Origin of the sequence: Dechloromonas sp. ZY10, from assembly GCF_041378895.1 — a bacterium.
GTDB classification, from domain to species: Bacteria; Pseudomonadota; Gammaproteobacteria; order Burkholderiales; family Rhodocyclaceae; genus Azonexus; species Azonexus aquae.
Genome location: NZ_CP144212.1, coordinates 170,043 through 186,951 on the forward strand (window position 1 = coordinate 170,043; position 16,909 = coordinate 186,951).

At 62.6% G+C, this 16,909-nt stretch carries 18 protein-coding genes; 15 read left to right on the forward strand and 3 right to left on the reverse strand.

The genetic code is table 11. From position 1 onward, the window contains the following. Window positions 1–26: 26 nt before the first annotated feature. Both VX159_RS00870 and VX159_RS00875 read right to left on the reverse strand, forming a co-directional pair. Window positions 27–344 (reverse strand): cell division protein ZapA, encoded by a 318-nt coding sequence (locus VX159_RS00870; protein WP_371324111.1) that lies wholly within the window; start codon window positions 342–344, stop codon window positions 27–29. Beyond that, entirely contained in the window at window positions 344–541 is a 198-nt protein-coding gene (locus tag VX159_RS00875; protein WP_371324112.1) for a hypothetical protein, read from the reverse strand. Before VX159_RS00875 ends, VX159_RS00870 begins: the two co-directional genes overlap by 1 nt. 244 nt (window positions 542–785) lie before the next feature. Between VX159_RS00875 and cobO the strand changes: the two genes are divergently transcribed. From cobO to hypE, 15 genes are all read left to right on the forward strand, one after another. After that, window positions 786–1,376 carry a cob(I)yrinic acid a,c-diamide adenosyltransferase gene (gene cobO, locus VX159_RS00880; RefSeq protein WP_371324113.1) on the forward strand — a complete coding sequence of 197 codons (591 nt, stop codon included), beginning with the start codon at window positions 786–788 and terminating at the stop codon, window positions 1,374–1,376. A gap of 39 nt (window positions 1,377–1,415) precedes the next feature. Continuing rightward, on the forward strand, window positions 1,416–2,672 hold the full coding sequence (locus VX159_RS00885) for a cobyrinate a,c-diamide synthase (protein ID WP_371324114.1): 1,257 nt from the start codon (window positions 1,416–1,418) through the stop codon (window positions 2,670–2,672). Window positions 2,673–2,771: 99 nt separating this feature from the next. Continuing rightward, a complete protein-coding gene (locus tag VX159_RS00890) occupies window positions 2,772–3,665 on the forward strand; it encodes a Tim44 domain-containing protein (RefSeq protein ID WP_371324115.1) in 894 nt (297 codons plus the stop codon). A gap of 113 nt (window positions 3,666–3,778) precedes the next feature. Further along, the gene (locus tag VX159_RS00895; RefSeq protein ID WP_371324116.1) at window positions 3,779–6,451 is read left to right on the forward strand and encodes a response regulator; all 2,673 of its coding nucleotides are present in this window, start codon (window positions 3,779–3,781) and stop codon (window positions 6,449–6,451) included. A gap of 284 nt (window positions 6,452–6,735) precedes the next feature. Further along, window positions 6,736–7,941, forward strand: a complete 1,206-nt coding sequence (locus VX159_RS00900; RefSeq protein WP_371324117.1) for a hydrogenase small subunit — start codon at window positions 6,736–6,738, stop codon at window positions 7,939–7,941. Between the two features lies 1 nt (window position 7,942). After that, window positions 7,943–9,016: a hydrogenase 2 operon protein HybA gene (gene hybA, locus VX159_RS00905; RefSeq protein ID WP_371324118.1), complete on the forward strand. Its 1,074-nt coding sequence runs from the start codon at window positions 7,943–7,945 to the stop codon at window positions 9,014–9,016. A 1-nt stretch (window position 9,017) separates the two neighbouring features. Further along, the gene (gene hybB, locus VX159_RS00910; RefSeq protein ID WP_371324119.1) at window positions 9,018–10,184 is read left to right on the forward strand and encodes a Ni/Fe-hydrogenase cytochrome b subunit; all 1,167 of its coding nucleotides are present in this window, start codon (window positions 9,018–9,020) and stop codon (window positions 10,182–10,184) included. 21 nt (window positions 10,185–10,205) lie between these two features. Then, complete coding sequence (locus tag VX159_RS00915) at window positions 10,206–11,918, forward strand: nickel-dependent hydrogenase large subunit (RefSeq protein WP_371324120.1); 1,713 nt, start codon at window positions 10,206–10,208, stop codon at window positions 11,916–11,918. Window positions 11,919–12,091: 173 nt separating this feature from the next. Next, window positions 12,092–12,571 carry a HyaD/HybD family hydrogenase maturation endopeptidase gene (locus VX159_RS00920; protein WP_371324121.1) on the forward strand — a complete coding sequence of 160 codons (480 nt, stop codon included), beginning with the start codon at window positions 12,092–12,094 and terminating at the stop codon, window positions 12,569–12,571. Beyond that, complete coding sequence (locus tag VX159_RS00925) at window positions 12,571–12,849, forward strand: HypC/HybG/HupF family hydrogenase formation chaperone (RefSeq protein WP_371324122.1); 279 nt, start codon at window positions 12,571–12,573, stop codon at window positions 12,847–12,849. The genes VX159_RS00920 and VX159_RS00925 overlap by 1 nt, the downstream gene beginning before the upstream one ends. Beyond that, a complete protein-coding gene (hybE, locus tag VX159_RS00930) occupies window positions 12,842–13,402 on the forward strand; it encodes a [NiFe]-hydrogenase assembly chaperone HybE (RefSeq protein ID WP_371324123.1) in 561 nt (186 codons plus the stop codon). Before VX159_RS00925 ends, hybE begins: the two co-directional genes overlap by 8 nt. Window positions 13,403–13,419: 17 nt before the next feature. Next, the gene (locus tag VX159_RS00935; RefSeq protein WP_371324124.1) at window positions 13,420–13,668 is read left to right on the forward strand and encodes a HypC/HybG/HupF family hydrogenase formation chaperone; all 249 of its coding nucleotides are present in this window, start codon (window positions 13,420–13,422) and stop codon (window positions 13,666–13,668) included. Next, entirely contained in the window at window positions 13,668–14,807 is a 1,140-nt protein-coding gene (gene hypD / locus VX159_RS00940; RefSeq protein WP_371324125.1) for a hydrogenase formation protein HypD, read from the forward strand. Before VX159_RS00935 ends, hypD begins: the two co-directional genes overlap by 1 nt. A 58-nt stretch (window positions 14,808–14,865) precedes the next feature. Then, the gene (locus tag VX159_RS00945; RefSeq protein WP_371324126.1) at window positions 14,866–15,540 is read left to right on the forward strand and encodes a hypothetical protein; all 675 of its coding nucleotides are present in this window, start codon (window positions 14,866–14,868) and stop codon (window positions 15,538–15,540) included. After that, a complete protein-coding gene (hypE, locus tag VX159_RS00950; protein WP_371324127.1) occupies window positions 15,537–16,589 on the forward strand; it encodes a hydrogenase expression/formation protein HypE in 1,053 nt (350 codons plus the stop codon). The genes VX159_RS00945 and hypE overlap by 4 nt, the downstream gene beginning before the upstream one ends. Window positions 16,590–16,631: 42 nt before the next feature. On the opposite strand, the gene VX159_RS00955 is transcribed toward hypE, so the two are convergent. Then, entirely contained in the window at window positions 16,632–16,844 is a 213-nt protein-coding gene (locus VX159_RS00955; RefSeq protein WP_371324128.1) for a hypothetical protein, read from the reverse strand. Between the last annotated feature and the right edge of the window lie 65 nt (window positions 16,845–16,909).

Here is a 16,909-nt window from a genome sequence, read left to right on the forward strand (position 1 = left end):
TCGGCATCCGGGCTGCTCCGGGGCGGTTAGAAACCGTTGCTCGGGGCGGATGCCAGCACGGCGTCGAGTCGTGCTCCCATATCGGTGATTCTACGCTTCGTGTCGGCGCTGACAACCGTTCCTTTGGCCCTGGCTGCTGCGAGGTGTTCGTGCGCGATATTCAGGGCGGCCATCACCGCGACGCGTTCGGCAATCGTGGTTTTGGTCCGCTGCGCGATGTCGCGCATCTTGTCATCCACCAGGCCGACCGCTTCCTGCAGGGCCTCACGCTCGTCGGCGGAGCAGGCAACGCGGTACTCGCGGCCAAGTATCTTGACATCGAGGTAGTTTGCCTCGCCAGCCATCAGAGATCCTCGGGCAGTTTGTCGATCAGGCCTTCGAGACGCTGGCGAGCCGCCGTCATCGTCTGTTGCAGGCGCAGTTTTTCAGTCTCCGCCGCAGCCAGCTGGCTGCGCAGGGATTCGTTTTCGGCCCGCAGCTGGGTAACGACTGCAATGACCTTATTGACTTTCGCTTCGAGAGCTTCGATTTCGGTATCCATGGCGCGAACTATAGGGGTGAAAACATCATTGAGTCAAGGACTAAGCTGCTAATCTCAAAGTGCTTTATGCGAAATGGCGCGTAACTTCGTGGAGGTGGGGCGGCACGACGGGTAGAATGCTGTCCGTCCTGATTCCGATTGAACCGGAGAGAATCAAGGCGGTCAATCGCCGCTTGCGGCGACAATTCGCCACTGTTTTTACTGGGCGGGAATTTTCCCGTCATCTTGACTGGAGTTCTGGGCAATGGCGCTGAGCCACGAAGAGCGAATGCAAAAGAAGAAGGCGGTGGTCGATGAGAAAATCGCTGCCGCCCGGCAGGAGCGCGGTGTATTGCTGGTCAACACCGGTAATGGGAAAGGCAAATCCTCCGCAGCTTTCGGTGTCGTTGCGCGGGCTCTCGGGCATGGCCTGAAGGTCGCGGTGGTCCAGTTCGTCAAGGGGCGCTCGGATACCGGAGAGGAGGCGTTCTTTCGGCGCCAGCCCGGTGTCCGCTGGCATGTCGGCGGCGAAGGTTTTACCTGGGAAACCCAGGACAAGGAAAAGGATGCCCGCGCCGCTCAGGCGGCTTGGGGCCAGGCCTGTGCTTATCTGGCCGACCCGGAAGTCGGCCTGGTCGTGCTCGACGAACTGACCTATGCCTTCAAGTATGGCTGGCTGGAGCTTGACGAGGTTCTGCAGCGGCTGGCCGCTCGTCCAACGCTGCAGCATGTCGTGATTACCGGCCGGGGGGCGCCCGAGGCACTGCGTGCCGCTGCCGATACGGTCAGCGACATCGGCAACGAAAAACACGCTTTCAAGGCTGGGGTCAAGGCGATGCCCGGCCTCGATTACTGAACCTGCTCCCCGAAAAACATGCTTTCGTGTCCTGCATTGATGATTGCCGCCCCGGCCTCCGGCCAGGGCAAAACCACCGTTACCGCCGCCCTGGCCCGTTTACATGCCCGCCAGGGGCGGCGGGTCACGGTCTTCAAGTGTGGTCCCGATTTTCTTGACCCGCAGATTCATGCCTTTGCCAGCGGTCGACCGTGTCAGAACCTCGATTTCGGCATGTGCGGCGAAGACGACGCCCGTTGGCGTCTGGCGCGGGCTGCTGCCGACTCGGACCTGATTCTGATCGAGGGGGTGATGGGGCTGTTCGACGGGACCCCGTCGGCCGCCGATATTGCCGAGCGTTTCGGAATTCCGGTGATGGCGCTGATCGATGCTGGCAAAATGGCCCAGACTTTCGGTGCCCTGGCCCACGGCCTGGCCAGCTATCGGCCTGGCCTGCCCTTTGCCGGGGTGCTCGCCAACCGCGTCGCTAGTCCGCGTCATGGCGAAATCTTGCGCGGCAGCCTGCCTGTCGGGATGGGGTGGTATGGGGCACTGCCAAAAAACGGCGACAGCCTGCCGGAACGCCATCTCGGGCTATTGCAGGCGGCGGAAATCGACGATCTGGCGCAGCGTCTGGACAAGCTGGCTGATGCACTGGTTGCAACGGCCACGGTCGACTTGCCTGCTCCCGTGGCGTTTTCGCCGTTTTCTCCGCCAGCCATTCCGAAATTGCTGGCGGGGCGGAGGATTGCCGTTGCCCGCGATGCCGCCTACGGTTTTGCCTATCCGGCAAATCTGGAAACCCTGACGCAACTGGGGGCCGAACTGCTCTTTTTTTCGCCGCTGGCTGGCGACGAACTGCCTGCCTGCGACGCGGTCTGGCTGCCTGGCGGCTATCCCGAATTGCATGCCGCAGAACTGGCAGCCCGGCGTCCCCTGTGGCAGGCGCTGGCAGCGCACGTGACTGCCGGCAAGCCTTTGCTTGCCGAATGTGGCGGGATGATGAGTCTGTTTGAAGAAATTGTGGATAAGGAAGGCTGTGTTCATCGCCTGGGGGGATTGCTGCCCGGCAAGGCGGTGATGCAACCGCGTCTGAGCGCACTTGGCACTCAGTTCGCCGATTTGCCCGAGGGGCGGCTGTCCGGACACACCTTCCATTACTCGCGCAGCGAAAGCGACCTCCAGCCCTTGCTGCGGGCAAGCAAGCAAAATGGCGAACCTGGGGAGGTGATTTATCGGCGGCAACGGCTGACGGCTTCCTATGTACATTTCTATTTCCCGTCATCGCCGGAAGCGACCGCCAGATTGTTTAAATAGTCAGTTTTTATCGAAATAAGACCAATTAAAAATCATGTTTTATCGACGGAGATCAGGGATTAAACTGCGCCCTGTCGAATTCATCCTCAGGAGGGACACATGAAAAACTTCGCATTGATGGCTGCCGCGCTGTTGCTTGGGGCCACGCTTAGCATTGGTGATGCCGAAGCAGCCAAGCGCTTCGGCGGCGGTTCGTCGACCGGCATGCAACGCCAGTCGGTGGCACCCACCAAGTCACCCACTGCCACTCCGGCGCAAACTCCGCAAGCGGCTCCCAGTCCGGCTCACCAGCAGGCCGCAGCCCCAGCCGCAGCGCCGCAAGCTCAGCCCAAGCGTTCGTGGATGGGCCCGCTCGCCGGCTTGGCGGCAGGTCTCGGCCTGGCGGCGCTGGCTTCTCATTTCGGTTTTGGTGAGCAACTCGCTAACATGCTGATGATCGGGTTGCTGGTCATGGTGGTCTTGGCAGTCATCGGTTTCATCATGCGCAAGAAGGCTGCGGCCCAGGCGCCGGCCGGCAATTTGCAATATGCCGGGATCGGTTCCGGTTTCGAGCGTCCGGCACCGTTAATGCCGGCTGAGCCACTGGCTGGTGGTAGTGCTGCTCCGACCGCTGCCCCGGTCTATCCGGCAGGTTTTGATGCCGAAGGCTTTGTCCGTAATGCCAAGGTTAATTTCATCCGCTTGCAGGCCGCCAACGATGCGGGCAACCTTGACGACATCCGCGAATTTACCTCGCCCGAGATGTTCGCCGAGATCAAGCTGCAGATGGGCGAGCGTGCGCAGGGCAAGCAGGAAACGGATGTTGCCCAGTTGAATGCCGAAGTGCTGGACGTTGCTGACGAAGGTCAGCGCTATGTGGTCAGCGTCCGCTTCCATGGCCTGATCCGTGAGGATGGCGGTGCTCCGGAAGCCTTCGATGAGGTCTGGCACATGACCAAGCCGACCGACGGTAGTCGCGGCTGGGTGGTTGCCGGGATTCAGCAAGTCAATTAACTACCGCTCAGCGCAAATAAACGGCAGCCAAGGCTGCCGTTTATTTTCTTCCACGCAGCAGTGGCGAGGGCGCGCTAGAATCAGCGGATACTGATCTGCCCGGGCGCTTGTCGATGCTGAAAATTGCTTTTCTCAGGAATCTTTTCCTGAGCGTGCTGGTGTTGCTGGCCGTGCTGGTGGCTTACATCCATTTCGCCGTTTTCCCTGCTTTCAATCAGTTGCTGATCGCCAATACCGAAGATGAGGCCGAAAGGGTGGCGACACATCTGGCGGTGCTGCTGCTCGCCGAGAAGCAGGTGCTGAGCCGTGAGGCGCTAGCCTCTGACCGGCACTTCTCGGGGCAGATGCACAATTTGCGGACACAGCTGGGGTTGTGGAAGCTGCGCCTTTTCGATTCGACCGGCGAGATGGTCTTTTCAACCCGGCCCGAGGAAATCGGCCGCCGGATCGCCGAGCCGTATTTTTTTCAGCAGGTTGCCCAGGGGCAGCCCTGGAGCAAGCTTGAGCAGAAGGGGGGCAAGTCGGCAGAAGGCGAAGACCTGACCTTGTCGATTGTCGAAACCTACATTCCGGTAATGCGTGAGGGGCGTTTCATCGGCGCCTTCGAGGTCTATTATGATGTAACCCGGCGGGCTGCCGACCTCAATCAGGTGATTCGCCAGTCGGCATTGATCGTCGTGCTTACCTTTGCCACTTTGCTGGTGGTGCTTTTCCTGTTGTTACGGCGTGCTGCCCATGCCCTGTCTGAACGCGAATCTGCTAGTCGCACCATCGAGCAACTCGGACAGCAGCGGGCGCAAATGCTGACCGCGCTCGGCGAAGGGGTCTATGGTGTTGATCCGGCCGGGAAAACCACCTTCATCAATCCGGCCGCCTTGCATATGCTGCAACTTCGGGAAGATGAGGCGATCGGGCATTCTCTGCATCACTTGAGTCATTACCGCCATGCCGATGGCAGCGATTATCCCGAGCCGGCGTGCCCGATTGTGCACACCATGCGCGATGGCGAAACCAGGCATGTCGATCAGGATGTTTTCTGGCGGCGGGATGGCAGCAGTTTTCCGGTCGAGTACACCAGTACCCCTTTGCCGGGGGCTGCTGGCGGCATTGCCGGGGCCGTCGTGGTCTTTCGTGACATCAGCGAACGGCGGGCGACCGAAATGGCACGGCAGGCTGCTGCCGAGGCGGCGGAGCAGGCAAGCCTGGCCAAATCGATGTTCCTTGCCAACATGAGCCATGAAATCCGTACTCCGCTCAACGCGGTGATCGGCATGGGTTCCCTGCTTGAAGATACGCCGCTCGATCCCACCCAGCGCGAGTATGTCCAGACCGTGCGGACCAGTTCCGAATCGCTGCTGGTGCTGATCAACGATATTCTCGACTATTCCAAGATCGAGGCCGGCCATCTCGAACTGGAGTCGCATCCCTTCGATCTCTACGAGTGCATCGACAGTGCCCTCGATCTGGTGTCCTTGCGTGCCGCCGAAAAAGGGCTGGAACTGGTCCATGATTTCAACCCCGATCTACCCCGTACCTTGCGTGGCGACATCACCCGTTTGCGACAAATTCTGGTCAATTTGTTGGGCAATGCGGTCAAGTTTACCGAGCAAGGGCAAGTTGTCGTACGGGTTGAAGTGCTTACCGGTGAGCCCGGGCAGACGATTGGCGAGGGGCGGCCGGTGAGTCTGTGCTTCAGCGTTCGCGATACGGGGATTGGTATTCCGCCGGAAAAAATCGATCGTCTGTTCAAATCCTTCAGCCAGGTCGATGCCTCGACCACTCGTCGTTTCGGAGGGACCGGGCTGGGCTTGGCGATCAGCAAGCGGCTCAGCGAACTGATGGGAGGCGGGATCAGTGTCGAGAGCAGTGGTCAGCCAGGGGGAGGCAGCTGTTTCAGTTTCACCCTGACCTTGCCTGCCGCCCGCGAGGCGCTGGCGACATGGGAAAGCGAGCATCGGCAGGACTTGTGCGGAAAGTCCCTGCTGGCGGTCGATGACAATCCGGCCAATCTCTGTCTGCTGGAAAGGCTCGGGCAGCAATGGGGCATGCGGGTGCTGGCCTTTGCCTCGCCGCAAGCAGCGCTTGCGGCCTTGGACGAGGGTTTGCGTCCGGATGTTGCCGTGCTCGACATGCAGATGCCCGAAATGGATGGCAGCGACCTGGCCAGGGCAATTCGCAGCCGCCCCGCAGGGGTGGCGCTGCCCTGCATCCTGCTCTCGTCGCTGGGGCGTTCCCTCAGCGAGGCCGAGCGTGCACCGTTTGCCGCGCTGCTCAACAAACCCTTGCGTTTCAGTACCCTGTTCCAGATTCTGGTCTCAGTGCTGCCTGAGTCGGGGTTGCATCCTATTGCGAGTTCGTCCTCGCCGGCTGGCACGCCGGCCCCGGAGCAGACTGGCGGGCGGAGTTTGCGCCTGCTGCTGGTCGAGGATAACCCGGTCAATCAGCGGGTAGCCGCCCATTTGCTGGGCAAGCTCGGTTATCAGGCCGATCTTGCAGGGAATGGCCTGGAGGCGCTGGCCGCTCTGGAGCGCCAGGCGTACGACGTGATCCTGATGGATGTACAGATGCCGGAAATGGATGGTCTGGAAGCAACCCGGCGTATCGTCGAGGCCTATCCCGACGGTCGTCGCCCACATATCGTGGCGATGACTGCCAATGCCATGGAAGGTGACCGCGAGGCTTGTCTTGAGGTTGGGATGAACGACTATGTGGCCAAGCCGATCCGTCTGGATGAGTTGCAGGCGGCGTTGTTGCGTGCCGGAGAGCGTCTGCGTATTAGCCGCTGAATCGGTTCTGGGGCTGGCTTTCCAGTGAGGGTGGCCGGCTAATTCCCTGTTTTTTCATATCTAATTATTTCGTATGAGTCCGGGGCTTCCACTTGGGTTGAGCAAGTGGAAGCCCTGTTTCCATTTTGTTGCACTGCAACCTGGTGCAAGTTGTTGAATATTCTGAAATAGTCCATCTGGCACAGCTTTTGCCCTTTCCCTCTCCCGCAATTGGGCGCAGCCGACCTGCCTGCGCCTCACAACCGGCAAAACGCCGGACCAGGACGACAAAAAGGGGGAACTCGATGGCTAAGCAAGACCTGATTACGCTGGAAAGCGATGACCGCATTGGCGCGGCGGCAGACCGCCTGTCGATGGATCGTCGCGAATTCCTGCAATTCTGCGCCGCGATGGCGACCACCCTCGGCCTGCCGCAAGGCGCCGACGCGGCAGTGGCCGAAGCGGTCGCCAACAAGGAGCGGCCATCGGTAATCTGGTTGCACTTCCAGGAATGTACCGGCTGCACCGAGTCGATGCTGCGCGCCGAGCACCCGACCCTGGAAAAGCTGATTCTCGACGTGATCTCGCTCGATTATCACGAAACCCTGTTCGCCGCTGCCGGTCACCAGGTCGAAGAAGCGCGACTGGCGGCGATGAAGCGCCACAAGGGCAAATACCTGCTGGTGGTTGAGGGCGCCATTCCGACCCGCGACGGCGGCGTCTATTGCAAGATTGGCGGCAAGACCGCGATCGAACTGCTCAAGGAATGTGCTGCCGATGCGGCGGCGGTAATTGCAATGGGTTCCTGCGCCTCGTGGGGCGGCATGCCCTCGACCATTCCGTCGATTCCCGGGGCGACCGAGAGCCCCACCGGGTCGAGCGGGGTAGCCCAGGTTCTGGGCAAGCCGGTGGTGACCATTCCCGGCTGCCCGCCCAACCCGTACAACTTCCTGTCTACGGTGGTGCACTTCCTGACCTTCGGCAAGCTGCCGGCAGTCGATGAGAAAGGACGCCCGAAGTTCGCCTATTCCCGCCTGATCCACGAAAACTGCGAACGCCGCGCCCACTTTGACGCCGGCCGTTTTGCCATGGAATTCGGCGACGATGGCCATCGCAAGGGCTACTGCCTGTACAAGCTCGGCTGCAAGGGGCCGGAAACCTACGCCAACTGTTCGGTGATCATGTTCGGCGACGCCGGTGCCGGCACCTGGCCGGTTGCCTGCGGCCACCCCTGTATCGGCTGTACCGAAGAGGGTGTCGGCTTTGCCAAGCCGATCCACGCGATGGCCAAGATGAAGAACATCGAGCCCTCGGTTTTCCTGCCGCGCATCGTCGAGGAAAAGGGCATCGGGGCAACGCTCGGTTCGGCGGCCGTGCTGGCTGCAGTTGCCGGCGCGGCGGCCGGGGCCGGGGCGATGGTGGCCAAGAATCTCGGTCTCTCGCATCAGGCGGCCGAACTCGAACGCGCCAAGCAGGAAGGCAAGCAGGCCGACGAAACGACGGGAGCCTGACATGAAACAACCCTCCCATCCGCACACTGAGCCGGAAGCCGGCAGTCAGGGCCGGCGCAACTTCCTCAAGCGCCTGCTTGCCGGTGGTGCCGCTGCGGCCGCTGCCGTGGCGCCGGAAGTCGCTTGCGCCCGCGATACCCTGCAACGGCCGCCGGAAGCCCTCGGCCTGCTCTACGATGCCACCCTCTGCGTCGGCTGCCAGGCTTGCGTTGCGGCTTGCAAGCAAGCCAATGCCAACCCGGCCGAATTCACCGCCGTCGACAAGTTGTGGGATACGCCGCTCGACACCAGCGGCCACACCTTCAACCTGATCAAGATGTACCGCAACGGCACGATGGAAAACAAGGATGCGGAGCAGAACGGCTTCGCCTTCATGAAGACCTCGTGCATGCATTGCGCCGATCCGTCCTGCGTCTCGGCCTGCCCGGTTTCGGCAATGACCAAGAACCCGGTCAATGGCATCGTCGGCTACGACCCGGACATCTGCATCGGCTGCCGTTACTGCGTCGCCGCCTGCCCGTTCGGGATTCCCAAGTACCAGTACGATTCACCCACCGGCCAGATCGGCAAGTGCGAACTCTGCCGCCATCGGCACAAGGACGGTCACTACTCGGCCTGCGCCGAAGTCTGCCCGACCGGCGCGACGCTGTTTGGCCGCAGCGAGGACCTGCTCGCCGAAGCCAAGCGCCGCTTGGCGCTGAAGCCGGGCGAGTGGACCACCATGCCGCGCGGCCGTCTGCCGGCCAAGGATGAAACGCCGGAACAGGCCGCCAAGTGGCAGGGACCGCTGAACCAGGACTATCAGGCACAAGCCGGCGCCTATCTGCAGCACGTCTATGGCGAGAAGGAGTACGGCGGCACTCAGGTGCTCAAGCTCTCCGCAGTCAATTTCCAGAAGGTCGGGATGCCCGATCTGCCGCCCAAGTCCTCGGCGGCGACTTCGGAAACCATCCAGCACAGCCTGTACGGCGGTCTGGTCATGCCGGTGGCGGTACTCGCCGGCCTGACCTGGGTGGCCCGCCGCAACGTGGTCGCCGAAAGCGCCCAGGATCAAGACAAACAAGGGGAGGCCTGACATGAGCGCGCATCATCCCGCCGTCCCGGTCGGCGGCAAGCTGTTGAATACCGCCACCGCCGTTTGTGGCGTCCTGATCATGGCGATGCTGGCGGTCCTGCTGGTCCGCTTCATCTTCGGCCTCGGTGCCGTGACCAACCTCAACGACGGCTATCCCTGGGGCATCTGGGTCATTTTCGACGTGATCATCGGTTCGGCCTTCGCCTGCGGTGGTTTCTCGGTGGCGATGCTGGTGTACATCTTCAATCGCGGCGAATATCACCCGCTGGTCCGGCCGGCGCTGCTGGCCAGCCTGTTCGGCTACACCCTGGCCGGCGTCGGGGTGATCTTCGACCTCGGTCGCTGGTGGAATTTCTGGCACATCTTCTGGCCCGGTTACGCCAATCCCAACTCGGTGATGTTCGAGGTTGCGGTCTGCATCTCGGCCTATATCACGGTGATGTGGATCGAGTTCTCGCCCGTTTTTCTCGAAAAATGGGGGTTGACCGTGCAAAAGAAGAAACTGGAGAAGGTCCTGTTCTTCTTCATCGCCCTCGGCACCTTGCTGCCGATGATGCACCAGTCCTCGCTCGGCACCATGCTGGTGGTGATGGGGCCGCAGGTCAATCCGCTGTGGCAGACCCCGATCGTGCCGCTGCTTTACCTGCTGTCGGCGATCACCGTCGGCTACGGCATCGTTCTCTTCGAGTCCTGCGTTGCCTCGGCGGCCTACCGCCGCGAGATCGAAATGCACCTGCTGCAGCCGATGGCCAAGATCATGCTCGGCGTGCTCGGTCTCTTCCTCGCGGTCCGGCTCGGCGACCTGGTCGTGCGCGGTGCCCTCGGCCATGCCTTCGCTGCCAGCCTCGAAGCCTTCTTCTTCTGGCTGGAATTGATCTGCTTCGTGCTGCCTTACTTCCTGATCGGCAGTGCCGCTGCCCGGCGCAATCCGGCCCGGCTGTTCCTGGCCGGGATCGCGCTGATGTGCGGCGCGATGCTGATGCGGGTCAACGGCTTCCTGATCGGTTACGACACTGGTCTTGGCGTTGATCACGGCTGGCACTACTTCCCCTCGATTGCCGAAATGCTGGTCACCATCGGCATGTTCTCGGTCGAGGTTCTTGCTTACATCATCATTACCCGTCGCTTCCCGGTCCTGCCGCGTGAAGACGCTGCGGCTGCTCACTGAATTCCGGGATAGGAGAAAAACATGTCGAAAAGAGTCACGATTGATCCGGTTACTCGCATCGAAGGCCATTTGCGCGTCGATGTCGAGGTCGATGGCGGGCGGGTCAAGAAGGCCTGGGCCTCCGGCCAGATGTGGCGCGGGGTCGAGAACATCCTGATCGGCCGCGATCCGCGCGACGCCTGGGCGATCACCCAGCGCATCTGCGGCGTGTGCACCACGGTGCACGCGATGGCCTCGGTGCGCGCCGTTGAAAATGCGCTGCAACTCGAAATCCCGGTCAACGCCCAGTACATCCGCAACATGATCATGCTGGCGCACGGGATTCACGACCACATCGTGCATTTCTACCACCTCTCGGCGCTCGACTGGGTGGACGTGGTCAGCGCTCTCAAGGCCGACCCGGACAAGGCCGCCAGCCTGGCGCAGAGCCTCTCCAACTGGAACGGCAATACCAAGGCCGAATTCAAGAAGGTGCAGGACCGCCTCAAGGGCTTCGTCGGCACCGGCCAGCTCGGCATCTTCACTAACGGTTACTGGGGCCACCCGGCGATGAAGCTGTCGCCGGAAGTGAACCTGATCGCCACGGTCCACTACCTGCAGGCGCTGGAAATCCAGCGTTTTGCCAGCAAGATCGTTTCGGTGCTCGGCTCCAAATCACCGCACATCCAGAACGTCGCCGTCGGTGGTGTGGCCAATCCGCTCAATCTCGATGCCCAGTCGGTGCTGACCATTGAGCGCCTGCTCGCGGTCAAGGAGTGGATCGAGAAGCTCGACGACTTCATCAAGAACGTCTACCTCGTCGATGTCGGCGTGATCGGCGGCTTCTACGCCGACTGGACCAAGTACGGGCGCGGCATCACCGACTACCTGTGCGTGCCGGACATTCCGCTCGACGGCAAGGGCACACAGTTCGCGCTTCCCGGCGGCTTCATCGAAGGCGGCAAGATCGAGAGCTACAAGCCGATCAAAACCTTTGGCGACAAGTATTTCGTCGATGGCGTTTCCGAAGCAGTCAAGCATTCCTGGTACAGCTACAAGGACGGCAACGACAAGTCGCTGCACCCCTATCAGGGCGAAACGACGCCGAACTACACCGATTTCCAGGACAATGGCAAGTACAGCTGGCTGAAGGCGCCGACCTTCTACGGCAAGCCGATGCAGGTCGGGCCGCTGCCGCGCGTGCTCAACATGCTGGCTGCCGGCCATGAACCGACCAAGAAATACGCCACCGCCGCGCTTGATCTCGTCTCCAACATCGCTGGCGCCAAGGTTGGCCTCGACGCGCTGCACTCGACCATTGGTCGCCATGCGGCACGCGCGGTCGGCTGCGCGGTGCAGGTCGACGAATTGATGAATCAATGGAACCTGCTGCTCGCCAACATGGGTAAAGGCGACCTCAAGACCTTCAACAAGCCGGTCTTCCCCAAGGGCGAGCAGATGGGGGTCGGTTTCCACGAGGCGCCGCGTGGCGTGCTCTCGCACTGGGTGGTGATCGAGGACGGCAAGATCAAGAACTACCAGTGCGTCGTACCGACCACCTGGAACGCCGCACCGCGTAACGAGAAGGATCAGCCTGGTGCCTACGAGGCCTGCCTGCTCGACAACCCGGTTGCCGATCCCGAGAAGCCGCTGGAAGTGCTGCGCACGGTGCACTCCTTCGACCCCTGTCTGGCCTGTGCCGTGCATGTGGTCGACCAGGAGAACAACCCGGTTGTTACCGTCAAGGCGGTCTGAGTCCGGATATTCCCGGGGGGCGAGCAGCCAATTTCGCTGGCCCCCGGAGCAGGAATGAAAGCAGGTTTTTGCCTGCCCAATGAGTCGTAGTTGCGGGTTGTTTGGCCCAGGTCAAGGTATCCCGTCGTTTGGGGCGCGACTATGTCGCGCCCTCTTTTTTTGGAGAAATTCGCATGCGTATCGTGGTCCTCGGGGTCGGTAACATCCTGCTTACCGACGAGGGTGTCGGGGTTCGCGTCGTCGAAGCACTGGGCGAGCGCTACCGCCTGCCGCCGGAAGTCGAGCTGATCGACGGCGGCACCTGCGGCATGGAGTTCCTTGAGCAACTGGAGAATCTCGACGCGCTGATCGTCGTCGATTGCGTTCGCTGCCACCAGCCGCCGGCGACGCCGGTGCTGCTCACCGGCGACCAGGTGCCGGTGTTTTTCAAGACCAAGCTGTCGCCGCACCAGGTCGGCCTCTGCGACGTCCTCGCCAGTCTCGAACTGACCGGCCGCGCACCGCGCGAAACGGTGATTGTCGGCATGCAGCCGGTGTCGATGGACTTGGGCATGGAGTTGTCGCCGGAAGTCGCTGCCCGCCTGCCCGAACTGCTGGCGATGACGGTGGCCGAACTGCGCCGCTGCGGGGCGACGGTCGAGGAGTTGGCCTGATGTGCCTGTCGATTCCGAAACAGGTGGTTGCGTGGGAAGGCGAGGGCTATTTCGCTTGGGTCGAGCGCGATGGCCAGCGCGAGCGGGTGAACATGATGTTGCTCGGGCCGCAGCCCCTTGGCACTTGGGTGCTGACTTCGCTCGGCCTGGCCAAGGAAGTGGTCGATGACGAGGCGCGGGCCTTGATCGAGGATGCGTTGGCAGCACTGGCGGCGTCGCTCAACGGCGACTATGATCCGCTGCGCCATTTCCAGGATATGAAGCCCGCACATGACTGAACGCCTCCGTACCCCCGCCCTGGCGCCGCCGCCGATCCGGCCGGCGACTGCCCGCAACGACGATCCCGCCGAGTTTTTCACCGCCCATTACCAGCGCGTCTGGGAAGAGCGGATGCAGGACCTGCCCTTCGTCAATCCGGCCTTGAGCGTCGAAGTGCACGGCTTTGTCCACTATCGCGGCGACTGGCTGGGGGTGGTGATCACCCCGTGGTTCCTCAACCTCTTCCTGGTTTCCGGCGGCGGTGAATTGTGGGGCGACATTCCCGCCGGCGAACGGCGCTACCTGAATCTGCCTTGCGGCACCTTGCAGCTGATTGCCGATGACGACCCCGATCTCGGGCCTTACCAGTATTGTCCGCTGATCGCCCCGGTGAGCACGCTGAGCGACATGGGCAGCGCCCGGCAGATCGCCATCGATGCCTTGAAGTCGGTATTCACCCCGCCGCCCGAGCCGACGCCGGCGCCCGCCACCGCTGCCGAAGAGGCGGTGGCGACCGAAAAACCGCCGGTTTCGCGGCGCGGCTTCCTGCGCCGGCTGGCCGGCCGCAGTTAAGCGACAGGAGTATTTGCATGTGTCTGGCCATTCCCGCGCTGGTGGTTGAACTGCGCGACAACGACAACGCGCTGGTCGAACTGGCCGGCGTGCGCAAGGAAATCTCGCTGGCCCTGGTCGAGGGCGTTGCAGTCGGCGACTACGTGATCGTCCATGTCGGCTACGCGCTCAACAAGCTCGACCCGGAAGAGGCGGCCAAGACCCTGAAGCTGTTTGCCGAAATGGGCGAACAGGCTTTCTCCGACGCGCCGCCGACCCTGCACTGATGAAGTACATCGACGAATACCGCGACGGCGAAACCGCGCAGAAGATCGCCGCCGCGATCCGTGCCGAGATCGACCCGCAGCGCCGCTACCACTTCATGGAATTCTGCGGCGGCCACACCCATGCCATCTCGCGCTACGGCGTCGCCGACCTGCTGCCCGCCAATGTGCGGATGATCCACGGCCCCGGCTGCCCGGTCTGCGTGCTGCCGATCGGTCGCGTCGATCAGGCGATCCGGCTGGTTCTCGACCACGGCGTCACCCTGTGCACCTACGGCGACTGCCTGCGCGTTCCGGCCAGCGACGGCCTCTCGCTGCTCAAGGCCAAGGCCCGCGCCGGAACCGGCGGCGGCGAGGTGAAGATGGTCTATTCCAGCCTCGACGCGGTGACGCTGGCGCAAAAGCACCCGGAAAAACAGGTCGTCTTCTTCGCCATCGGCTTTGAAACCACCACCCCGCCGACGGCGGTGGCGATCAAGCAGGCGGCGGCGCTCGGGCTCAAGAACTTCTCGGTGCTGTGCTGCCACGTGCTGACGCCGTCGGCCATCTCCAGCATTCTCGAATCGCCGGAAGTCCGCCGCTGGGGCACCGTGCCGCTCGACGGCTTCATCGGCCCGGCACACGTGTCGACCATCATCGGCAGCCGCCCTTACGAATTCTTCGCCGAGGAATACCGCAAGCCGGTGGTGATCGCCGGCTTCGAGCCGCTCGACGTGATGCAGGCGATCAAGATGCTGATCCGCCAGGTCAACCAAGGCCGGGCCGAAGTCGAAAACGAGTTCTCGCGCGCCGTCGACCGTGACGGCAACCGCAAGGCGCAGGCCCTGGTCGGCGAAGTCTTCGAAATGCGCAAACAGTTCGAATGGCGCGGCCTCAACGTGCTGCCCTACTCGGCGCTGCGCATTCGCAGCCAGTTCGCTGAGTTCGATGCCGAACAACGCTTCGCCGCCGCTTACCGTTCGGTCGCGGATCACAAGGCCTGCGAGTGCGGGGCGATCCTGCGCGGGGTCAAGCGGCCGCAGGACTGCAAGATCTTCGGCACGGTGTGCACGCCGGAAAATCCGGTCGGCTCGTGCATGGTCTCGTCGGAAGGTGCATGCGCGGCGCACTATACCTATGGGCGGTATCGGGATGCGGGGTAGGGGGGCGGGCTTGGCTCGGCTGGGAGGGGCGTTAGGTCGTTACGGTCGACTGCGGGAGATGCTCTTTTTCAGGCGGTTTTCCGCGCCTGACGCGCGGGCGTACTTTCTTTTTGATGGCAAAAAGAAAGTAGCCAAAGAAAAAGCCACCCCAGGCTACGCGGTCGGCTGCGCCGACTGCCCTGCGCTGCTCGGCAGTCCGGGCGGCTGGCTAAACTCGCCCCTGCGGGGCTCAAACACCGCCAGCCGAAATCCCCCGGCCCGCCTGCGCTGCTCGGCGCTCCACATGGGGCCCAAAGGCGTCGCAGCCGAAAGGCTGGAGCAAAAACCAGAGCAAACTATTTTTTACGGTCGACCGGCAAAAACGTCATTTTTTACGGTCAACCGTAAATCCGAGACGTTTTTCCCTCAGCCCTCTGCGGCGTCGAGCAGCGCAGGGCGGGCGGGGGCCTTCGGTTCGCATTGTTTGAGCCGCAGGCGAATTCATGCGAACCGCCCGCTCGTCCGAGCAGCGCAGAGCACCCGGCGTAGCCGGGCGCCGCAGCGGGCGCGCCTTCTTTTTGGCTACTTTTTCTTGGCAAGACAAGAAAAAGTACGCCCGCCGGTCAACGGCGGAAACCAGCATTTCCCAATGCAACACGCCAACCCGCAGCCCAAACAGGCTTCCTTCTTCCACGGTCGACCGGGAAAAAACCGCATTTCCCCGGTCGACCGTAACCCCCGTCCAACACCATGAGCGAATCCCGTAAACATTACGTCCGTCCCCTCGATCTCAAAAACGGCCGCATCGACATGGCCCACGGTGCCGGTGGGCGGGCGATGGCGCAGTTGATCGACGAGGTGTTTGCCCGGCGCCTTGGCAACGAGTATCTCGGCCAGGGCGATGACGGCGCGGTGCTGCCGGCGGCCGGGGGCGGGCGCTTGGTGATGGCGACCGATGCGCACGTGGTCTCGCCGCTGTTTTTTCCCGGCGGCGACATCGGCTGCCTGGCGGTGCACGGCACGGTTAATGACGTCGCGGTGATGGGCGCGCAGCCTTTGTATCTGGCGGCGTCGTTCATTCTCGAAGAGGGCTTTCCGCTGGCCGATCTGGTGCGCATCGTCGACAGCATGGCGGCGGCGGCGCAGGCGGTCGGGGTGCCGGTGGTGACTGGCGATACCAAGGTGGTCGAGTGCGGCAAGGGTGACGGGGTGTTCATCACCACCACCGGCGTCGGCGTGCTGCCGCCGGGGCGCGAGTTGTCGGGGCGGCGGGCGCAGCCGGGCGATGCGATCCTGGTGTCAGGGACGCTCGGCGACCACGGCATGGCGATCATGGCCGAGCGCGAGAGCCTGGGGTTCGAGTCGCCGATCATCTCGGATACGGCGGCCTTGCACGGCCTGATTGGCGAGTTGCTGGCAACCGGTCTTGATCTGCATGTGCTGCGCGATCCAACGCGCGGTGGCCTGGGCACGACGCTCAATGAAATCGCGCAGCAGTCGGGGGTGGGGATGATGTTGCAGGAGCAGGCCTTGCCGGTGCGGCCGGCGGTGGCGGCGGCCTGCGAGTTTCTCGGCCTCGATCCGCTCTATGTGGCTAATGAGGGCAAGCTGGTCGCGATCTGTGCAGCGGCCGATGCCGAAGCTTTCCTGGCGGCAATGCGGGCGCATCCGCTGGGCCGGGAAGCCGCATTGATCGGCACCGTGCATGCCGATGAGCAGCATTTCGTGCAGATGACTACCGCCTTCGGCGGGCGGCGGATTGTCGATTGGTTGAGTGGCGAGCAATTGCCGCGCATCTGCTGAGCCGCCGGGGCGTTCGGAACGATGCGCGGAGTAGCGGGAAAATCAGGCGCGCTGGGCAATCACCAGCGACAGCAGGTCGCCGACTTCGGAAATTACCAGCGCACGGGCGTCGTCGATATCGTCGGCGTTGCGGACATGGAAAATGTCGCGGCTACCGTCGGGGTAGCGCACCGCCGCAATGTACTCGGGGCGGCGGCGGGCTTCGGATGTGGCCGCGCTGCGGCGCGGGCTGGAACGACGTTTCTGCGTGTGCATGATGTTTTTGTTGGTAGTGATCGCGTTCCGGCCATGTTAGCCAAAGCCCTTCGTTCGCCAAATAT